The organism is Collinsella ihumii (genome assembly GCF_030385545.1).
In the GTDB taxonomy this organism is placed as follows: Bacteria; Actinomycetota; Coriobacteriia; order Coriobacteriales; family Coriobacteriaceae; genus Collinsella; species Collinsella ihumii.
In genome coordinates this window covers 61,284-77,430 of record NZ_JAUEIQ010000001.1, presented here as the reverse complement: position 1 = coordinate 77,430, position 16,147 = coordinate 61,284, and the positions used below count along the sequence as shown (strand labels likewise).

Here is a 16,147-nt window from a genome sequence, read left to right as displayed (position 1 = left end):
CGCCCGATGAAGATGACACGCAACCTGAAGATCAAGATCGCAGCGATCATCGTCGCCGCGCTCGCCAGCATCGTCGTCATGGGCGTCCTGCTGTTCAACATGCAGAACGCCCTCACGCAGAGCAACTACGCCTCCGAGATGATCGCCGAGGCGGAGCAGCTCGACACGCTGCTGGCCGACGCCGCCTCCGAGGCCGACCAGAACAAGGAGACGTTCGACGCCATCTACCAGTCCAAGGCGCAAAGCATCGCCTTCATGGCCAACAACAACACCGGCTACGAGGCAACCGACGCCAAGATGCGCGAGTACCAGGAGCTCCTCGGTGTCGATAACGTGCTGATCGTGAAGCGCGACGGCTCCGTCGTCGCGTGCGCCCAGAAGACCGAGGCCGATTTCTCCCACGCGCGCTTCAACTACCTGCGCGAATCCCTGAACACGGGAGAGCCCAGCCGTGCCGTGGAGATCGATCTGCCCGACCGCGAGTGGCTGTACCGCTACTACGCCGCCAAGATCGACAACGACACCATGGCCGTCATCGAGCAGAGCCCCGTCGAGCTCGACGAACTCGACGCCGCGACGAGCTCCACCGCGAGCGTGCTCAGAAGCATCACGGTCGGCCAGGACGGCTACGTGTTCGCCCTGTCCGCCCAGACCTACCTGATCGAGTACCATCCCGATGAGAACCTCGTCGGCACCGACGCGATCGACGCGGGCATCGAGGTCGCCAAGCTCGAGGATGGCACGACGAGCTGGATGACCCTGGGCGGCGACTCCCTGTACTGCCACGTCAGCCTGATCGACGACATGTACTACATCCAGGCCGTTCCCGCCTCCGACATGAACGCCTCGACCATGGTGACCGTGGGCGTCATCCTGTTCGCCTTCACCGCCGTCGTGGCCGCCGTCGCCCTGTACGGCATCTTCGTCCTGCGCGACGACGAGCGCTGCGGCGAGACGGAGCAGGATGGGTCCAAGGCAGGCGGCCTGCGCATCAACCGCCGCATCGCCAAGAAGGCTGCCGTGCTCTCGGCCGTCGGCTTTATCGGCATCATCGTGATCTCGTTCTACATGCAGACGCTGTTCGCGCTGTCCTCGCAGTCGCTGACCATGACCGAGCGCGTCGAGCAGATCACCCAGACCATCCAGACCAGCCAGGACCGCGCCTCCGACCTCGAGGACCAGTACAACGAGCGCTACCTCTCCAAGGCGCAGGTCGCGGCCTACATCCTCGACCGCAACCCCGAGCTCGCCACGCGCGAGAAGCTCCAGGAGCTCGCAGACGCGCTGCAGATCCAGTATCTGTTCAAGTTCGATTCCTCTGGCCGCGTGACCGCCACGAACTCCACGTTCACGAACTTCGTGCTGTCCGAGGATCCCGCCGACCAGTCCTATGAGTTCCGCAAGCTGCTGCAAGGCGTCGAGTCCTACGTCCAGCCCGCCGGCCCCGACGAGGTCTCCGGCGAGCTGCGCCAGTACATCGGCGTCGTGACGCACAACGCCGACGGCATCATCGACGGCTTCGTCCAGCTCGGCATCCGCCCGACGCGCCTGGAGTCCCTGCTCGAGTCCGTCCAGATCGACCATGTGCTCGACGGCGTGCACGTGGGCGCTGACGGCTTTGCGTTCGCCATCGACAAGAGCGACGGAACGTTTGCCTATTACCCGGATGCCAACACGGTGGGCAAGGCGGCCACCGCATGCGGCATGACCGAAAACCAGCTGGTCGACGGCTACAGCGACTACATCACCGTCAACGGCGAGCAGTACTTCGCCGCCTCCGTCGAGACGTCGGACTACTACGTCTACGCTGTCGGCTCCGACGGCACCCTCATGGCCGAGCGCGTGCCGCTGACCATCGCGACCGCGGGCATCGCGCTCGTGTGCCTGGCCGTCATCTTCTGCCTCATGGTCATCGAGCCCAAGCCCGGCGCCGACCAGGCCGTCGCGTCCGCACGCAAGGAGTCCGATGACGACCCGCGCATGGTCGACGTCACCGTGGGCGGTCGCACCATGAAGACCGAGAGCGCCGCGAGCCGCTGGCTCAACCGCGCCTTCAGCTGGGACGAGATGACCCCCGAGCAGAAGCTCGGCACCGTGCTCCGCTGGCTCATGGGCGTCGCCGTGATCCTGGTGTGCCTCGCCGTCATCTTCAAGGACGCCATCTTCGGCACCGACTCCATCTTCGCCTACATCCTCGGCGGCTCCTGGCAGCACGGCCCGAATATCTTCGCCATCACGGCCAGCCTCATGTCCGCCTGCGTCATCATGACCGTCGCGACGATCCTGCAGAAGATCTTCATGCTGATCGCCCAGGTCGTGGAGGCCCGCGGCGTCACCATGTGCCGTCTGGCCGCGAGCATCGTCAAGTACGCGGCGATGATCGGCATGCTGTACTGGTGCCTGGCGCTGCTGGGCGTGGACACCGCGACGCTGCTCGCCTCCGCCGGCCTGCTGACGCTCGCGATCTCGCTCGGCGCCAAGGACCTCGTGGCCGACATCATCGCCGGCCTGTTCATCATCTTCGAGGGCGAGTTCCGCGTCGGCGACATCATCCAGGTCGGCGGCAGCAAGGGTACCGTCATGGAGATCGGCGTGCGCACCACCAAGATCAACGACGGCTCCGGCAACATCCTCGTCCTGCGCAACTCCGGCATCTCCAACGTGGTCAACATGACCAAGGAGCATTCGTTCGCCGCCGTCGAGGTCGGCATCGAGTACGGCGAGAGCCTGGAGCGCGTGGAAAACATCCTCTCCAAGGAGCTGCCGAACATCAGGAAGCGCCTGCCCGCCATCATCGACGGCCCGTTCTACCGCGGCGTCACGATGCTCGCCGACAACTCGGTCAACATCAAGATCGTGGCGGAGTGCAACGAGAAGGACCGTGGCGGCCTGACGAACGACCTGAATCGCGAGATGAAGCTGCTGTTCGACAAGTACGGAATCTCCATCCCCTTCCCGCAGGTCGTAATCAACCAGCCGACCGTCTTCAAGAAGGCGACGGCCGCCGAGAAGCGTGCCGCCGACGCCTTCAACGCGGAGCAGAAGGAGGCGTTCAAGAACTTCGTGGACGAGAACGAGGACTTCGACGAGTTCAACGATTCCCATCGCCACTGATAGCTGCGAGAAGCGGTAACGCAAACGGCCTGGAAGCACGCGCTTCCAGGCCGTTTTCTTTTGCACCTGCCATGTCGGATGCCTTTACGTGCTTGAGAGCACGCGTTTCATGAACGGGAACTCGTTGCGGACGAATCGGTTGAGACGATCGATCGCCTCGCTCTGGCGGCCCTTCAGCGTCACCATGCATATCGGCACGGGCGGCGCATCTGAAGGATCCACGCGATGCATGATGGCGAGCGGCTTGATGTCGAGCGCCTTCAGATGGATGCCCAGGACATACCCGTCCTTCTGCTCGAGAAACTCCGCGACCCCCTCATCGGTGTCGACGCTTATCAGCGGCGAGGCGAGCCCGCGCTTGCGGCATGAGGAGAGGATCGTCTCGTTGAACGAATCGATCTCCTCGTTGTAGAGCACCGGATACCGCTCGAGATCGGCGAACGTCAGCAGGCGCTTGCGGCGCAGCGGATGGTTCTTGCCCATGAACGCGCCGACCGACACGGTGCCGAGCACCAGGCAGCTGCAGCGGGGATCGGAGAAAGCGCCGATGGTGATCATCGCGTCGATGTTCCCCGCGCGCAGATCCGCGAGCGCCTGGGTCCCCATGGCGAGCTCGAGCTGCGTCTTGATGCCCGCCATATGGGAGATGAGTTGGGAGAACGCGTTGCACACAAGCTCATGCTTGGCAAAGGGCGGAGAGATCAGCGCCAGGCGCACATTGGCCTGTTTCTTGCCGACCTCCGCCTGCGTGCGCAATTCGACCGCCCGGCCGAACGCGTCGAAACTCGCCACGGCCTCACGGGCGGGACCGACCAGGGATTTCCCCAACGGCGTGAGCTTCACGGTCCTTCCCCCGCGCACAAACAAAGGGGCGCCCAGCTCTTCCTCGAGGTCGAGCATCGCCTTGGACACCGCTTGGACCGAGACGTTCTCCGCACGGGCCGCCTCGGAAAAACTCCCGCAGCACGCGGCAAGATAGAAATATTGAAGCTGTCGTATGTTCACAATCACGCCCCACAACACCGCTCGGCAGCAGACATCCCCGGCCCATACGCGGGAACGCTCTCCACCCGGCGCGAAGGCCATCAGAATAGAATACGTCTCGCACTTCCCCGCGTGGAGAAATCCCGCCCGCATCAACGAAGAGTTGAGCATGCAGCTTGACGCGCGACATGAAAAAGCCCGCCTGCTCATGCAGACGGGCACGAAAGCATGGTTCGGTGTTTCCCGCAGGCGCCGATTGATGCGCCCCGCGCCGTGCACACCCGTGGCGAGCGGTGCGACGGGGAAATCGAAGGTACGATATAGGCACGCCGCCCCATCCACGGTACGGTATAGGCACGCTTTTGGACGAAAAACGTGCCTATACCGTACTCTCGGCGGGGCGGCGTGCCCTATGCGTACCGTCGATTCGGACGACGGCACGGAACCTCCAGACGCGGAATGAATCTGCCAGCGTTCCCTAGTTCACGCCCTCGTTCTTCATGGCGCGGGAGGCGAACACGATGCCGGCGAACGCGGTCGCCGCGTACACGAGATACATGTAGACCGAACCGCCGCCGTTCATGAAGGTGTGGCCGGTCTCGGCGAGGTTGACCACGACCATGAAGGCGCACAGATAGACGTAGGGCTTGAGCAGCGAGTGCTTCTTGGCGGCACGGATACCGACGAAGCCGGTCACGAACTCGAAGAGGCCGATGAGGGCCATGATGGCCGCGTAGAGCTGGGCGATCTGGGTGCCATCCTCCATGTTGAGATCGACGTGGGGAGCGCCGAAGAACATGAGGGCGGCGACGGCGATGGCCGCGATGCCGAACACCAAGAAGAAGATGCTGATGCCCTTGACGATCGCGCACTCCTTAGACTGACTTGCCATGGTTTCGTCCTTTCACATCGATCGCCGCCGCATGTTTGCCACACGGAAGGCGACGCATAGCTGGCAGTAACAAACTGGGCGATTATATTGAGTAGCGATCTGGGGCGTCAATAAGCGGGGCATCGCATCAACCGTTCTTTGAAGGGTGGCCCGACACCATCCGTATCCTGCTGCGCCGCAGCGCATAGGCTATGATTTTGCTGTATTGCGCATGCCCGGAATGCACGCTGCAGCTCGGCGCATCCCCGGCATGGCCCATCCGTCAACGCGACCAAAAGGGACATCCATGGCACAAACCGCACTCGATCAGCACGGCGTCTTCCCACCTGAGCCCCAAGCAGATAAGAAGATTCCGCTCATCCTCAAGGTATACGGCTTCCTCTGCATGGCAGACGGCATCTTCACGGTCTTCTCCGTGCTGGTCTTCGGCCTGCTGCTCCTGTTCGCCCTGCAGACCGACCCGAGCGCTATCATCGTCGGCACCGACCCGACGCTGCCGGTCATCCTGCTGGTCATCTCGCTGGTCACCACGTTCGGCAACGCCATCGGCCTCATCGTGTTCGGCCGCTCCCTGTTGAAGAACCGCCGCCGCCATGCCGCGCGATGGTCCTACGCGCTGATCGCCACGACGCTCGTCCAGATCATCCTGCGCATCATGCTCGATGGCGTCAGCACGAGCCTCATCCCCGACACCATCCAGCTGGTCATCCTGCTGACGCTGTCGGTCACCGTCGATCCCTCGCTGCGCCACGAGCGCCATCTCGAGCGCACCGCCCGCGACCTGTCGGATCGCGAGGCCGCGCGCATCGGCATGCTCGGCCGCGACCTCAAGGGCGAGGGCTACATCCAGCTCAACTTCTTCAACCTGTTCTGGGTCTTCGTGGTCTGCTGCGTGCTCGGCCTCATCATCGAGACCATCTATCACATGGTGATCGTGGAGCCCGGCGTCTACCAGGACCGCGCCGGCATGCTGTTCGGCCCGTTCTCCCCCATCTACGGATTCGGCGCCGTGCTCATGACGGTGGCGCTCAACCGCTTCTACCGATCGAACCCCGTCATCATCTTCGTGGTGTCCGCCATCATCGGCGGCCTGTTCGAGGCGGCGGTCAGCTGGTTCATGCAGACGGGCTTCGGCGCCGTCGCATGGGACTATTCCGGCTCGACCATCTTCGGCCTGTTCCCCGATCCGGTCGCCGTGCTGTTCGGCGGCAGAACCAGCACGCTGTTCATGTGCATGTGGGGCGCCCTCGGATTCGTATGGATCAAGCTCTGCCTACCGTGGCTGCTCAAGCTCATCAACATCATTCCCTGGAAGCTCCGCTACTCGTTCACCGCGTTGTGCACGGTGCTCATGGTCGTCAACGGCGTCATGACCCTGCAGGCGCTCGACTGCTGGTTCGAGCGCCTCTCCGGCGTAGCGGGCACGACGCCGGTCGAGCAGTTCTACGCCGAGCACTTCGACAACGACTACATGGAGCATCGCTTCGAGAGCATGACGATCACGCCCGAGGACTCCGGACGTATCGACGGAGGGACCGCGTCCGACACCGCCGCGACGGCGTAAGGACGATCCTCGATTCCAACGGGCAGCGAAAGGCCCCGACGGCACATGCCGTCGGGGCCTTTCCTATGCGCAGGCCTCGGCAAGCCCACCGAGGCCGGCAACAAAAAAGCCCTTGGCGGACGAGAAGACCGCCAAGGGCTCATGCATATATGCCGCATCGCTTAGAAGCGACCGCCGCGATGGTTGCCGCTGAAGCCGCCACGACCACCACGGTCGTCACGGCCGCCGCGACCGCCACGCGGACCGAAGTTGCCGCGCGGACCACGGTCGCCACCGCGACCGCCGCCGAAGCCGCCGCGCGGGCCACGGTCGTCACGGCCGCCGAAGCCGCCGCGACCGCCACGGTCGCCACCACGGTCGCCGCCGCGGCCACCGAAGCCGCCGCGCGGACCGCGGTCATCGCGACCGCCGAAACCGCCGCGCGGGCCGCGGTCGTCACGGCCGCCGCGCGGACCGCGGTCGGAGTCGAGACCCATGGCGACCAGCGGCTCGACGACCTGGTCGAGCATCTCGATCAGGCTCTCGGCCGTCGCAGCGGACAGCTGCGGAACGAGCTTCTTGCGCTTGTTGCCCAGGGCGGCGATGAGCTCCTCGGCGTCCTCGCTGGCGATGACGACGATCTTGCGCATATCCTCCTCTTCAGGCTCGATGCGCGCGACGATGTCGTTCTTCTCCGCCTCGGCCAGGATGCCGTCGAGCTCGCGCAGGCGCATGCCCATGAGCTCGGCCATCTCCTTCTGCTCCATGCGGGGCTTGAGCTCCAGGAGCTTGAGCGCACGCATGAGGTCGTTCATGCGCTTGGCGTCCTCCTCGGCCTCCTCGCGCATCATATCGCGACGACCGCGCAGCAGACGGGCTGCACGGTTCACCTTGTCAAACAGTTCATCATCCAGATTCTCGGGTGCAATCTTGGAATCCTCGGCGTCCTCTTCCTTCTCGACGTCAGCCTCGGACTCAACGACGGTCTCGGCCACGGGCTCCTCGGCCTCGACCTCAGCCGTCACGTCAGCGGACACGACATCCGCTTCGGCCGTCTTCTCGACGGCGATCTCATCGTTCTCGGTCATGGTCACATCGTTTTCGCTGTACTCAGACATGCGTTCCTCCTGCGCCCTCGGCGCTCAACAGGCGGCCTCTTTTTTGGACCGCAATCACATACAGGCCTTCCGGCCGTCAGCTAGTGTAGAGTTTCCGCAGGCAACAGATGTAGAGAATCAATGTCTGCACAAAAAAGCAGCGACACCGAGGTGCCGCTGCCTTGCCGAGTCGATGTGTGGGGGCCGTCTGCGGGCGCCATGACTAGCGCTGGCGATAATGCTCCAGGAAGTCCGCCAGATCCTCGACGGCCTCCTGCAGCACGCCCATGCGCGGCAGGAAGACGATGCGGAAGTGGTCGGGCTCCGGCCAGGCGAAGCCGCCGCCGCGGGTGATCAGGATGCGCTTCTCGTGGAGCAGGTCGAGCGCGAACTGCTCGTCGCTGGTGATGTTGAACTTCTCGACGTCGAGCTTGGGGAAGATGTAGAAGGCCGCCTTGGGCTTGACCGCGGTGACGCCGTCGATGGCGTTGAGGGCCTCGTAGATGTAGTTGCGCTGCTCGTAGATGCGCCCACCGGGAACGATGTAGTTATTGACGCTCTGGTGGCCGCCGAGCGCGGTCTGCACGATGGACTGGCCGGGGACGTTGGAGCACAGGCGCATGTTCGACAGCATGTTGACGCCGTACATGAAGTCCTTCATGCAGCGCTTGTTGCCCGAAAGCACCATCCAGCCGATGCGGAAGCCGCAGACCATGTGCGACTTCGAGAGGCCGGAGAAGGTGACGCACGGCAGGTCGGGGGCGAGCGTCGCGGTGGAAACGTGCTCGAACCCGTCCATGACCAGGCGGTCGTAGATCTCGTCGGAGAAGATCATGAGCTGGTGCTTGCGCGCGATCTCGACGATCTGCTCGAGGACCTCGCGCGGGTACACGGCGCCCGTGGGGTTGTTGGGGTTGATGATGACGATCGCCTTAGTGCGCGGGGTAATCTTGGACTCGATGTCGGCGACATCGGGGTTCCACTCGGCCTGCTCGTCGCACACGTAGTGCACCGGGGTGCCGCCGGCGAGCGTGGCGCAGGCGGTCCACAGCGGGTAGTCGGGCATGGGGATCAGAATCTCGTCGCCGTTGTTGAGCAGCGCGTTCATGCACAGCTGGATGAGCTCCGAGACGCCGTTGCCGGTGTAGATGCCGTCCATGCTCACGTTGGGGATGCCCTTGAGCTGCGCGTACTGCATGATCGCCTTGCGGGCGCTGAACAGGCCGCGCGCCTCGGAGTAGCCCTCGCAGTCGGTCAGCTGCGTGCGCATGTCCTCGATGACCTCGTCGGGGGTGCGGAACCCGAACGGCGCCGTGTTGCCGATGTTCAGCTTGAGGATGCGCTGGCCCTCGGCCTCCATGCGGGCCGCTTCGTCGGTGATGGGGCCGCGGACGTCGTACAGGACGTTATCGAGCTTGCTTGACTTATTGAACTCGCGCATTGAAGTGCTCCTTTGCGTTGGTGCGTCATGTTGACGGTCGGAATCGGAAGGTTGGTCGGCGGCCTCATGCCGCGCGCTAGCTCGCTCGTCGTTCGGTATGACGGGTGCGTTCGGTTCCGCCTGCAGGGAAGCGGCGCCTTCAAGCCAGCCCTCGTCGACGTCGAGGATGCGGGCCAGCAGGGCGACCACGTCGCGGCGGGGAACGGTCTTGCCGCTCACATACTGGCTGACCTGGCTTTTCCCCAACTTGCTGCCGAGTTCGGACGCCGCACGGATCATATCGCTCTGCTTGAGGCCGCGATGCGCCATGGCCGTCTTGAGACGGTCGGCAAACGACTCGTGCTCGGTGTTCTGCGCCATCTCGCCTCCAATAGTTCAATTTCCGAATCAGAATTGAACTTTTTTGCTTGCGATGTGTGCAATCAGGTTCAAAGTTCAATTTATGGGCAGTCTACCACAGAAAGAAATTGAACTTGCCGAGAATTCCCGGATGGTTCGTCGGCGCGGTATCATCATGGTCTCAACACGAACGCCGTGAAGGGCGCTCGCCAGCCGCTGACGAAAGGACACCATCATGGCCAACAACTACCTGATCGTCGTCGATATGCAGCACGATTTCGTATCCGGCGCGCTCGGAACGCCCGAGGCGCAGGCGATCGTTGCGGATGCGGCCGCCTACGTGCGCGATTTCGAGGGGACCGTCGTGTTCACCAAAGACACCCACGAGGAGGGCTACCTCGAGACGCAGGAGGGGCGCAACCTGCCGGTCGTCCACTGCGTGCGCGACACCCCGGGCTGGGAGCTCGTGCCCGAACTCGAGGAGGTTCGCGCCGAGCGCGGCGCCCTCGTATTCGAGAAGCCCACGTTCGGCTCCGTGCAGCTCGTCTGGTGGCTCGCCGAGGAGAACGATGCCGAGCCGATCGACTCCATCGAGCTCATCGGCCTGTGCACCGATATCTGCGTGGTGAGCAACGCCCTGCTCATCAAGGCGCACTTCCCCGAGATCCCCGTGCGCGTCAACTCGGCGCTCTGCGCCGGCGTCACCCCCTCCTCACACGACGCGGCGCTGACGACCATGAAGAGCTGCCAGGTCGAAGTGCGCTAAATATGGGGACGGGGCCATTTCCACCCATGGCGGCGCAGCGCCTGCCATGGGTGGAAATGGCCCCGTCCCCATATATGCCGTCTCAAGAAGTGGCGAGACGTGCCGCTATCCCAATCCGACAGCCATGCCGATCAGGTGCACCGCGAACGATGCGATCCAGGCGACGCCGCACTGCAGGCCGACCACGGCCCACATCATGCGGGTCCCCAGCTCGCTGCGCACGGTCGACACGGCCGCGACGCACGGCGTGTAGAGCAGCGTGAACGTCAGGAAGCAAAACGCCGTCAGCGGGGTGAACAGCGTCGAGAGGGCCGACACGTCGCCGCCCAGAAGCACGGTCAGTGTGGAGACGACGCTCTCCTTCGCCGCAAAGCCCGCAGCGAGCGCCGTGGAGGCGCGCCAGTCGCCAAAGCCGAGCGGCGCGAAGATGGGCGCCAGCACCTGGCCCACGCCGGCAAGCAGGCTCTGGGACTGATCGGTGACCACGTTGAAGCGGATGTCGAACGTCTGCAGGAACCAGATGATGATGGTCGCGACGAACACGATGGTGAACGCCTTGCGCACGAAGCCCTTGCCCTTGTCCCACGCGAGGCGCGCCACCGTCCCCGCGCTCGGCAGACGGTAGTTCGGCAGCTCCATGACGAAGGGCACCGGATCGCCCCGAAACGCGCTGTGCTTGAGCACGAGCGCCACGAGGATGCCGACCAGGATGCCCATGAGATACATGGCGGCCATGACCAGCCCTCCGTAGCGCGGGAAGAACGCCGCGGTCAGCAGGCCGTAGACCGGCAGCTTGGCCGAGCAGCTCATGAACGGCGTGAGCATCACGGTCATGCGGCGATCATGGTCGGACGGAAGCGTTCGGGTCGCCATGATCGCCGGCACGCTGCAGCCGAAGCCGATCAGCATCGGCACGATGCTGCGGCCGGAAAGGCCGATTCTGCGCAGCAGCTTGTCCATCACGAAGGCGACGCGGGCCATGTAGCCGGAGTCCTCGAGGATGGAGAGCAGCAGAAACAGCACGACGATGATGGGCAGAAACGACAGCACGCTGCCCACGCCGGCAAAGATGCCGTCGATCACGAGCGAATGGACCACCGGGTTCACGCCGAAGTCGGCAAGCCATGCGTCCACCACGCCGGTGAACGACTCGATTCCCAGCTCAAGCAGGTCGGACAGGCGCTGGCCGATCAGATCGAACGTCAGCCAGAACACCGCCAGCATGATGAGGATGAACACGGGGATGGCCGTATAGCGGCCCGTCAGGATACGGTCGACGGCGACCGAGCGCATGTGCTCGCGGCTCTCATGTGGCTTCACGACGCTCGCCGAACAGACCTCCTCGATGAAGGTGAAGCGCATGTCGGCCAAGGCGGCAAGGCGGTCGGAACCCGATTCGCCCTCCATCTGCACGATGATGTGCTCGAGCGCGTCGAGCTCGTTTTGGTCCAGCGCGAGCGCCGCGATCACGCGCGCGTCGCCCTCGATAAGCTTGGTGGCGGCAAAGCGCAGCGGCAGGCCGGCCGACGCCGCGTGGTCCTCGATAAGCTGGCAGATGCCGTGGATGCAGCGATGCAGCGCGCCGCCGTCCGGCCCATCCTGCGCGCAGAAGTCGAGGCGGCCCGGATGCTCGCGGTAGCGCGCCACGTGCATGGCATGCTCCACCAGCTCGCCGATACCCTCGCCCTTTGCCGCGGAGATGGGCACCACGGGGATGCCGAGCAGCTCCTCGAGCCGGTTGACGTCCACGGTGCCGCCGTTGGCCGCGACCTCGTCCATCATGTTGAGCGCGAGCACCATGGGCCGGTCGAGCTCCATGAGCTGCAGCGTGAGGTAGAGGTTGCGCTCGATGTTGGTCGCGTCCACGATATCGATGATGCCGTCGGGCTGCTCGTTCAGGATGAACTCGCGCGAGACGATCTCCTCGCTCGTGTAGGGCGACAGCGAGTAGATGCCCGGCAGGTCGGTCACCGTCGCCTCGGGATGGCCCTTGATCTGGCCGTCCTTGCGGTCGACCGTGACACCCGGGAAGTTGCCCACGTGCTGGTTGGAGCCGGTGAGCTGGTTGAACAGCGTGGTCTTGCCGCAGTTCTGGTTGCCCGCCAGCGCAAAGGTCAGCGCCTGCCCCTCGGGGATGGGCCTGCCGCCGGAGCGGGGGCGCGCCGCGTTCTCGCCGAGCGCCGGATGCGCCGTGGTGCCCGTGCGCACGTCGGCGCGCTTGAGCGCATGCGCATCGTGGATGTCGCGCAGCTCGATGCGGGCGGCGTCATCCTTGCGCAACGTCAGCTCGTACCCGCGCAGGCGGATCTCCAGCGGGTCGCCCATGGGGGCGTACTTCATCATGGTGACCTCGGTGCCAGGCGTGAGGCCCATGTCCAAAATATGCTGCCTGAGCGCAGCGTCATCAGAATCGACCGACGCGATGATCGCGTCCTTGCCGATCTCGAGCGTATCTAGTCTCATGCGTACCGTTCTTCCCCTCTGAATCGCCGTACATGCATGACGTTCCAAGACATGATAGCGTGGAGCCGAACGGTTAGAGGTGGTTTCTCAATCTTCAAATGGGTTCGTTGGGGACGGGTTCGTTCCAACCCATGGGTTGGAACGAACCCGTCCCCAACGAACCCAGCGGCCGCTACCTCACGCGCGCCGAGCGCTACCTGGTCGAACTCATCCGCACGCTCGAATGACAACATCACCCCCGTCCCCGCGGGTGTCATCAGAGGCAGCGGGGGCGGAGGACCTCGCCGTCCGATATGGCCACGTCATCGCGGACGTAGCGGATGAAGCTCTCGGTATGCGGCGGGAGCACGGCCTTGGGATAGACGCACCAGGTCCGGCGGACCACCGGCGAGCCGTCGGCGCGCGTGAGCGGATGCAGGTACAGCCCGCGCTCGTTCTCGAAGTTCGCCGGGACGAAGCACAGGGCGTAGCCCTTCCCCTGCGAGACGAGCTCCCACACGAAGTCGATGTAGCCCACGCTCATGCCCTGGGGCATATCGCAGGTAAAGCGTTCGGCCCACCAGGAGTTCAGAAGCTCGGTGGACTCCTGGTTGGTCCGGAAGTCGATACGAGGCAGAAGCGGCAGCTCGTCGGTGGCGACGGGCTCGCGGTAGACCAGATAGGCCTGCGTGCAGTCGACCAGGATGCTCTCGACCGGCCCCTCGTGGTCGCCGCGCACGAACGCCAGGTCGACGTTGCCGTCCAGAACCATGCGGAACAGCACGTCGCTCTGCTCGTTCACCACCGTGAAGCGCACCTCGGGGTCGCCCACCTCGGCGTAGCCCTCGAGCACCTCCCACAGGTTGTACTTGTTGAAGGTGTACGACGAGCCGATGGTGATCGCCTTGCGCGAGGCACGCTGCAGGTCCTCGAGTCCGCGGAAGGTCTGGTTCACGAACTCGACGTGCTCGGCAGCGCGCTGGGCAAGGTAGGTGCCCTCGGGGGTGAAGGTGAGCCCCTTGGGCGTGCGCTCGGCGATGCGCACACCCAGCTCGCGCTCGATATGCTGGAGCCGTTTGGTCAACGTGGGCTGCGTCATGAACAGGGCAGCGGCCGCACGCGACACGTTGGGGTTGCGGAACAGCTCGTTGATGATCTCCCAATCGGAGTCCCTCATATGCACCATCCGTTTTGTCGAGTGCCTTGTGTATGCCCACCTTGACTATATCAGCCGGCCGCCGGCCCTGACAGCACGTCAACCGCCGGCTTGCGCTACTCGGCGGCGAGACGCGCCTTGAGCAGGCGCAGCTGGCCGCCGGCGAGCACGACCTCCAGCTCGGCATCGGACAGGTCGAGCACGACCGCGAACTCGGTGCCGCGCGTCTTGTTGCGCACCGTCACGCGACGGGTCGGGATCTGGTCGAGCAGCCCGCAGATCTCCAGCTCGTCGCCGAGCTCGATCGAGTCGTAGGCCGCCGGGTCCTCGAAGAGCATGGGGATGATGCCGTGGTTGATGAGATTGCCCTTGTGGATGCGCGCCATGCTCTTGGCGATCACGCAGCGCACACCCAGGTACATGGGGTTGATGGCGGCGTGCTCGCGGCTCGAGCCCTGGCCGTAGTTCTCGCCCGCCACGATGATGGACTGGCCCATGGTGCGCGCCCGCTCGGAGAACTCGGGGTCGTAGCGCATGTAGCAGTACTTGGACATGAGCGGGATGTTCGAGCGCATGCTGGAGAGCTCGGCCGAGGCGGGCGTGATGTCGTCGGTCGAGATGTTGTCGCCGCCCTTGAGGGAGACCGGCACGCACAGGTGCTGGACGGGCTCTTCGGGCACCGGCAGGAACTTGATGTTGGGGCCGCGCACGATCTCGACCCGCTTCGCCTGCTCGGGCGGCAGCGGGGCAATCAGCATGCTGTCGTCGATGGGATAGGAGTCCGGCTCGTGGATCCGGGCGAGCTGGGCGACGTCCTCGCCCAGGATGTCGTAGGCGCTTGCGAACGTACCCATGATGGCCGTGGCCGCCGCGCTCTCGGGGCTCGCCAGGTAAACCTTGGCCGACGGACTGCCGGCGCGACCGCGGAAGTTGCGGTTGGAGGTGCGCACGGCAACGCCGTCGGTGGCGGGCACCTGGCCGATGGCGCAGCACGGGCCGCACGCGAACTCGAGCAGGCGCACGCCCGCGTCGAGCAGCATGTCGATGTAGCCGTCGTGCAGCAGCTGCTTGTAGACCTGCTTGGACTGGATGGCGCAGGTGCAGCTCACGTTCTCGTTCACGTGCAGGCCGCGCATGACGAGCGCCGCCTTGGCGATATCCGAGTAGCTCGCGTTGGTGCAGCTGCCGATAAAGACCTGCTGGACGGGACCCCTCTCCACATCCGCGAGCTTGTGGACGTTGTCGGGGAGGTCGGGGCAGGCCATGAGCGGCTCGAGGGAGGAGAGGTCGAGGTCGATGCGCTCGTCGTAGACAGCGTCCTCGTCGGGCAGCAGCTCCGTGTACTGGTCCTCGCGGCCCTGGGCGGCCATGAAGCGGCGCGCCTGCTCGTCGGCGGGGAAGATCGAGGTCGTGGCGCCCATCTCGGCACCCATGTTGGCGATGCTGCAGCGCTCGGGCACCTCGAGGGTCGCGGCTCCGGGACCCCCGTACTCGAACACGCGGCCCAGACCGCCCTTGACGCCCACGCGACGCAGCATCTCCAAGATGACGTCCTTGGCGTTCACGCCGGGTCTGAGCGAGCCGGTAAGGTAGACCTGCACCACCTTGGGGTAGACGAGGCGCATGGGCTGGCCGGCCATGGCGCAGGCGACGTCCATACCGCCCACGCCGATGGCGAGCATGCCCACCGCGCCGCTGTGCGGGGTATGCGAATCGCCGCCGAAGAGCACCTTGCCGGGCACCGCGAAGCGGGCGGTGTGGATGGCGTGGCATATGCCGTTGCCCGGACGCGACACGTACACGCCGAAGCGCTTGGCCGCCGACTGCAGATAGATATGGTCGTCCGGCGTCTTGTTGTCGATGTAGAGCAGGTTGTGGTCGAGGTTGGAGACCGAAAGCTCGGTGCGCACGCGGTCAAGACCGGTCGCCTCGAAGGCGAGGTAGGTCATGACCGCGTTGATGTCGTGCGTCAGCGTCTGGTCGACACGCAGCAAGATCTCCTCGCCGGGCTCCATGGTGCCCGAGACGAGATGAGACTCGATGATTTTGTGGACAAGAGACGATCCCATGGTGCGTAACCTTTCTGCAGCGCGATGTATCTCATACATATGGTGCAACGGGCAGGGCGCATTATCCAATTGAAAGCGGGCATGAAGCCCATGCCCGGACGGCATGATGGGTTGGAACGAACCCGTCCCCAAATGACCGAGGGGGTCAATGACACAGAATGGGCAATTTGGCACGCTAAGAACCCCTATTGGCCCCTCCTAGCGTGCCAAATTGCCCATTCTGTGTCATTGACCCCCTACCCCCACGTACGACACGGCGCAAGGCAAACCCCGGTGCACCTGAGCGGGGCGCATCGGGGTTTCG

The 16,147-nt window shown here is 64.5% G+C and carries 10 protein-coding genes; 3 read left to right on the top strand and 7 right to left on the bottom strand.

The window, feature by feature from the left end:
• Positions 1–6: 6 nt before the first annotated feature.
• Complete coding sequence (locus QVN30_RS00330) at positions 7–3,114, top strand: mechanosensitive ion channel domain-containing protein (RefSeq protein ID WP_289834991.1); 3,108 nt, start codon at positions 7–9, stop codon at positions 3,112–3,114.
• Positions 3,115–3,198: 84 nt separating this feature from the next.
• Here QVN30_RS00330 and QVN30_RS00325 read toward each other — a convergent pair whose 3' ends face one another.
• Together QVN30_RS00325 and QVN30_RS00320 are read right to left on the bottom strand one after the other, a co-directional pair.
• Positions 3,199–4,125 carry a LysR family transcriptional regulator gene (locus tag QVN30_RS00325; protein WP_289834990.1) on the bottom strand — a complete coding sequence of 309 codons (927 nt, stop codon included), beginning with the start codon at positions 4,123–4,125 and terminating at the stop codon, positions 3,199–3,201.
• A 451-nt stretch (positions 4,126–4,576) separates the two neighbouring features.
• Positions 4,577–4,990, bottom strand: coding sequence for a hypothetical protein (locus tag QVN30_RS00320; protein WP_289834989.1), 414 nt, complete (start codon positions 4,988–4,990; stop codon positions 4,577–4,579).
• A gap of 286 nt (positions 4,991–5,276) precedes the next feature.
• On the opposite strand from QVN30_RS00320, the gene QVN30_RS00315 reads away from it, so the two are divergent.
• Positions 5,277–6,554, top strand: a complete 1,278-nt coding sequence (locus QVN30_RS00315; protein ID WP_289834988.1) for a putative ABC transporter permease — start codon at positions 5,277–5,279, stop codon at positions 6,552–6,554.
• A gap of 161 nt (positions 6,555–6,715) precedes the next feature.
• On the opposite strand, the gene QVN30_RS00310 is transcribed toward QVN30_RS00315, so the two are convergent.
• Both QVN30_RS00310 and QVN30_RS00305 read right to left on the bottom strand, forming a co-directional pair.
• A complete protein-coding gene (locus tag QVN30_RS00310; RefSeq protein ID WP_087201604.1) occupies positions 6,716–7,651 on the bottom strand; it encodes a helix-turn-helix domain-containing protein in 936 nt (311 codons plus the stop codon).
• Positions 7,652–7,853: 202 nt separating this feature from the next.
• Positions 7,854–9,431: an aminotransferase class I/II-fold pyridoxal phosphate-dependent enzyme gene (locus tag QVN30_RS00305; RefSeq protein ID WP_289834987.1), complete on the bottom strand. Its 1,578-nt coding sequence runs from the start codon at positions 9,429–9,431 to the stop codon at positions 7,854–7,856.
• A gap of 214 nt (positions 9,432–9,645) precedes the next feature.
• Between QVN30_RS00305 and QVN30_RS00300 the strand changes: the two genes are divergently transcribed.
• Positions 9,646–10,176 (top strand): cysteine hydrolase family protein, encoded by a 531-nt coding sequence (locus QVN30_RS00300; protein WP_289834986.1) that lies wholly within the window; start codon positions 9,646–9,648, stop codon positions 10,174–10,176.
• A 105-nt stretch (positions 10,177–10,281) separates the two neighbouring features.
• Here the strand turns inward: QVN30_RS00300 and feoB are convergent, their stop codons facing one another.
• The 3 genes from feoB to QVN30_RS00285 form a co-directional block, all read right to left on the bottom strand.
• Positions 10,282–12,639 carry a ferrous iron transport protein B gene (gene feoB / locus QVN30_RS00295; RefSeq protein ID WP_289834985.1) on the bottom strand — a complete coding sequence of 786 codons (2,358 nt, stop codon included), beginning with the start codon at positions 12,637–12,639 and terminating at the stop codon, positions 10,282–10,284.
• A 256-nt stretch (positions 12,640–12,895) separates the two neighbouring features.
• On the bottom strand, positions 12,896–13,795 hold the full coding sequence (locus tag QVN30_RS00290) for a LysR family transcriptional regulator (protein WP_204570532.1): 900 nt from the start codon (positions 13,793–13,795) through the stop codon (positions 12,896–12,898).
• Between the two features lie 95 nt (positions 13,796–13,890).
• Positions 13,891–15,843 carry an aconitate hydratase gene (locus tag QVN30_RS00285; RefSeq protein ID WP_289834984.1) on the bottom strand — a complete coding sequence of 651 codons (1,953 nt, stop codon included), beginning with the start codon at positions 15,841–15,843 and terminating at the stop codon, positions 13,891–13,893.
• Between the last annotated feature and the right edge of the window lie 304 nt (positions 15,844–16,147).

Coding starts and splice junctions, on each gene's coding strand:
- QVN30_RS00330 (WP_289834991.1), top strand. CDS start 7: ATGAAGATGACACGCAACCTGAAGATCAAGATCGCAGCGATCATCGTC.
- QVN30_RS00320 (WP_289834989.1), bottom strand. CDS start 4,990: ATGGCAAGTCAGTCTAAGGAGTGCGCGATCGTCAAGGGCATCAGCATC.
- QVN30_RS00315 (WP_289834988.1), top strand. CDS start 5,277: ATGGCACAAACCGCACTCGATCAGCACGGCGTCTTCCCACCTGAGCCC.
- QVN30_RS00310 (WP_087201604.1), bottom strand. CDS start 7,651: ATGTCTGAGTACAGCGAAAACGATGTGACCATGACCGAGAACGATGAG.
- QVN30_RS00305 (WP_289834987.1), bottom strand. CDS start 9,431: ATGGCGCAGAACACCGAGCACGAGTCGTTTGCCGACCGTCTCAAGACG.
- QVN30_RS00300 (WP_289834986.1), top strand. CDS start 9,646: ATGGCCAACAACTACCTGATCGTCGTCGATATGCAGCACGATTTCGTA.
- feoB (WP_289834985.1), bottom strand. CDS start 12,639: ATGAGACTAGATACGCTCGAGATCGGCAAGGACGCGATCATCGCGTCG.
- QVN30_RS00290 (WP_204570532.1), bottom strand. CDS start 13,795: ATGAGGGACTCCGATTGGGAGATCATCAACGAGCTGTTCCGCAACCCC.
- QVN30_RS00285 (WP_289834984.1), bottom strand. CDS start 15,843: ATGGGATCGTCTCTTGTCCACAAAATCATCGAGTCTCATCTCGTCTCG.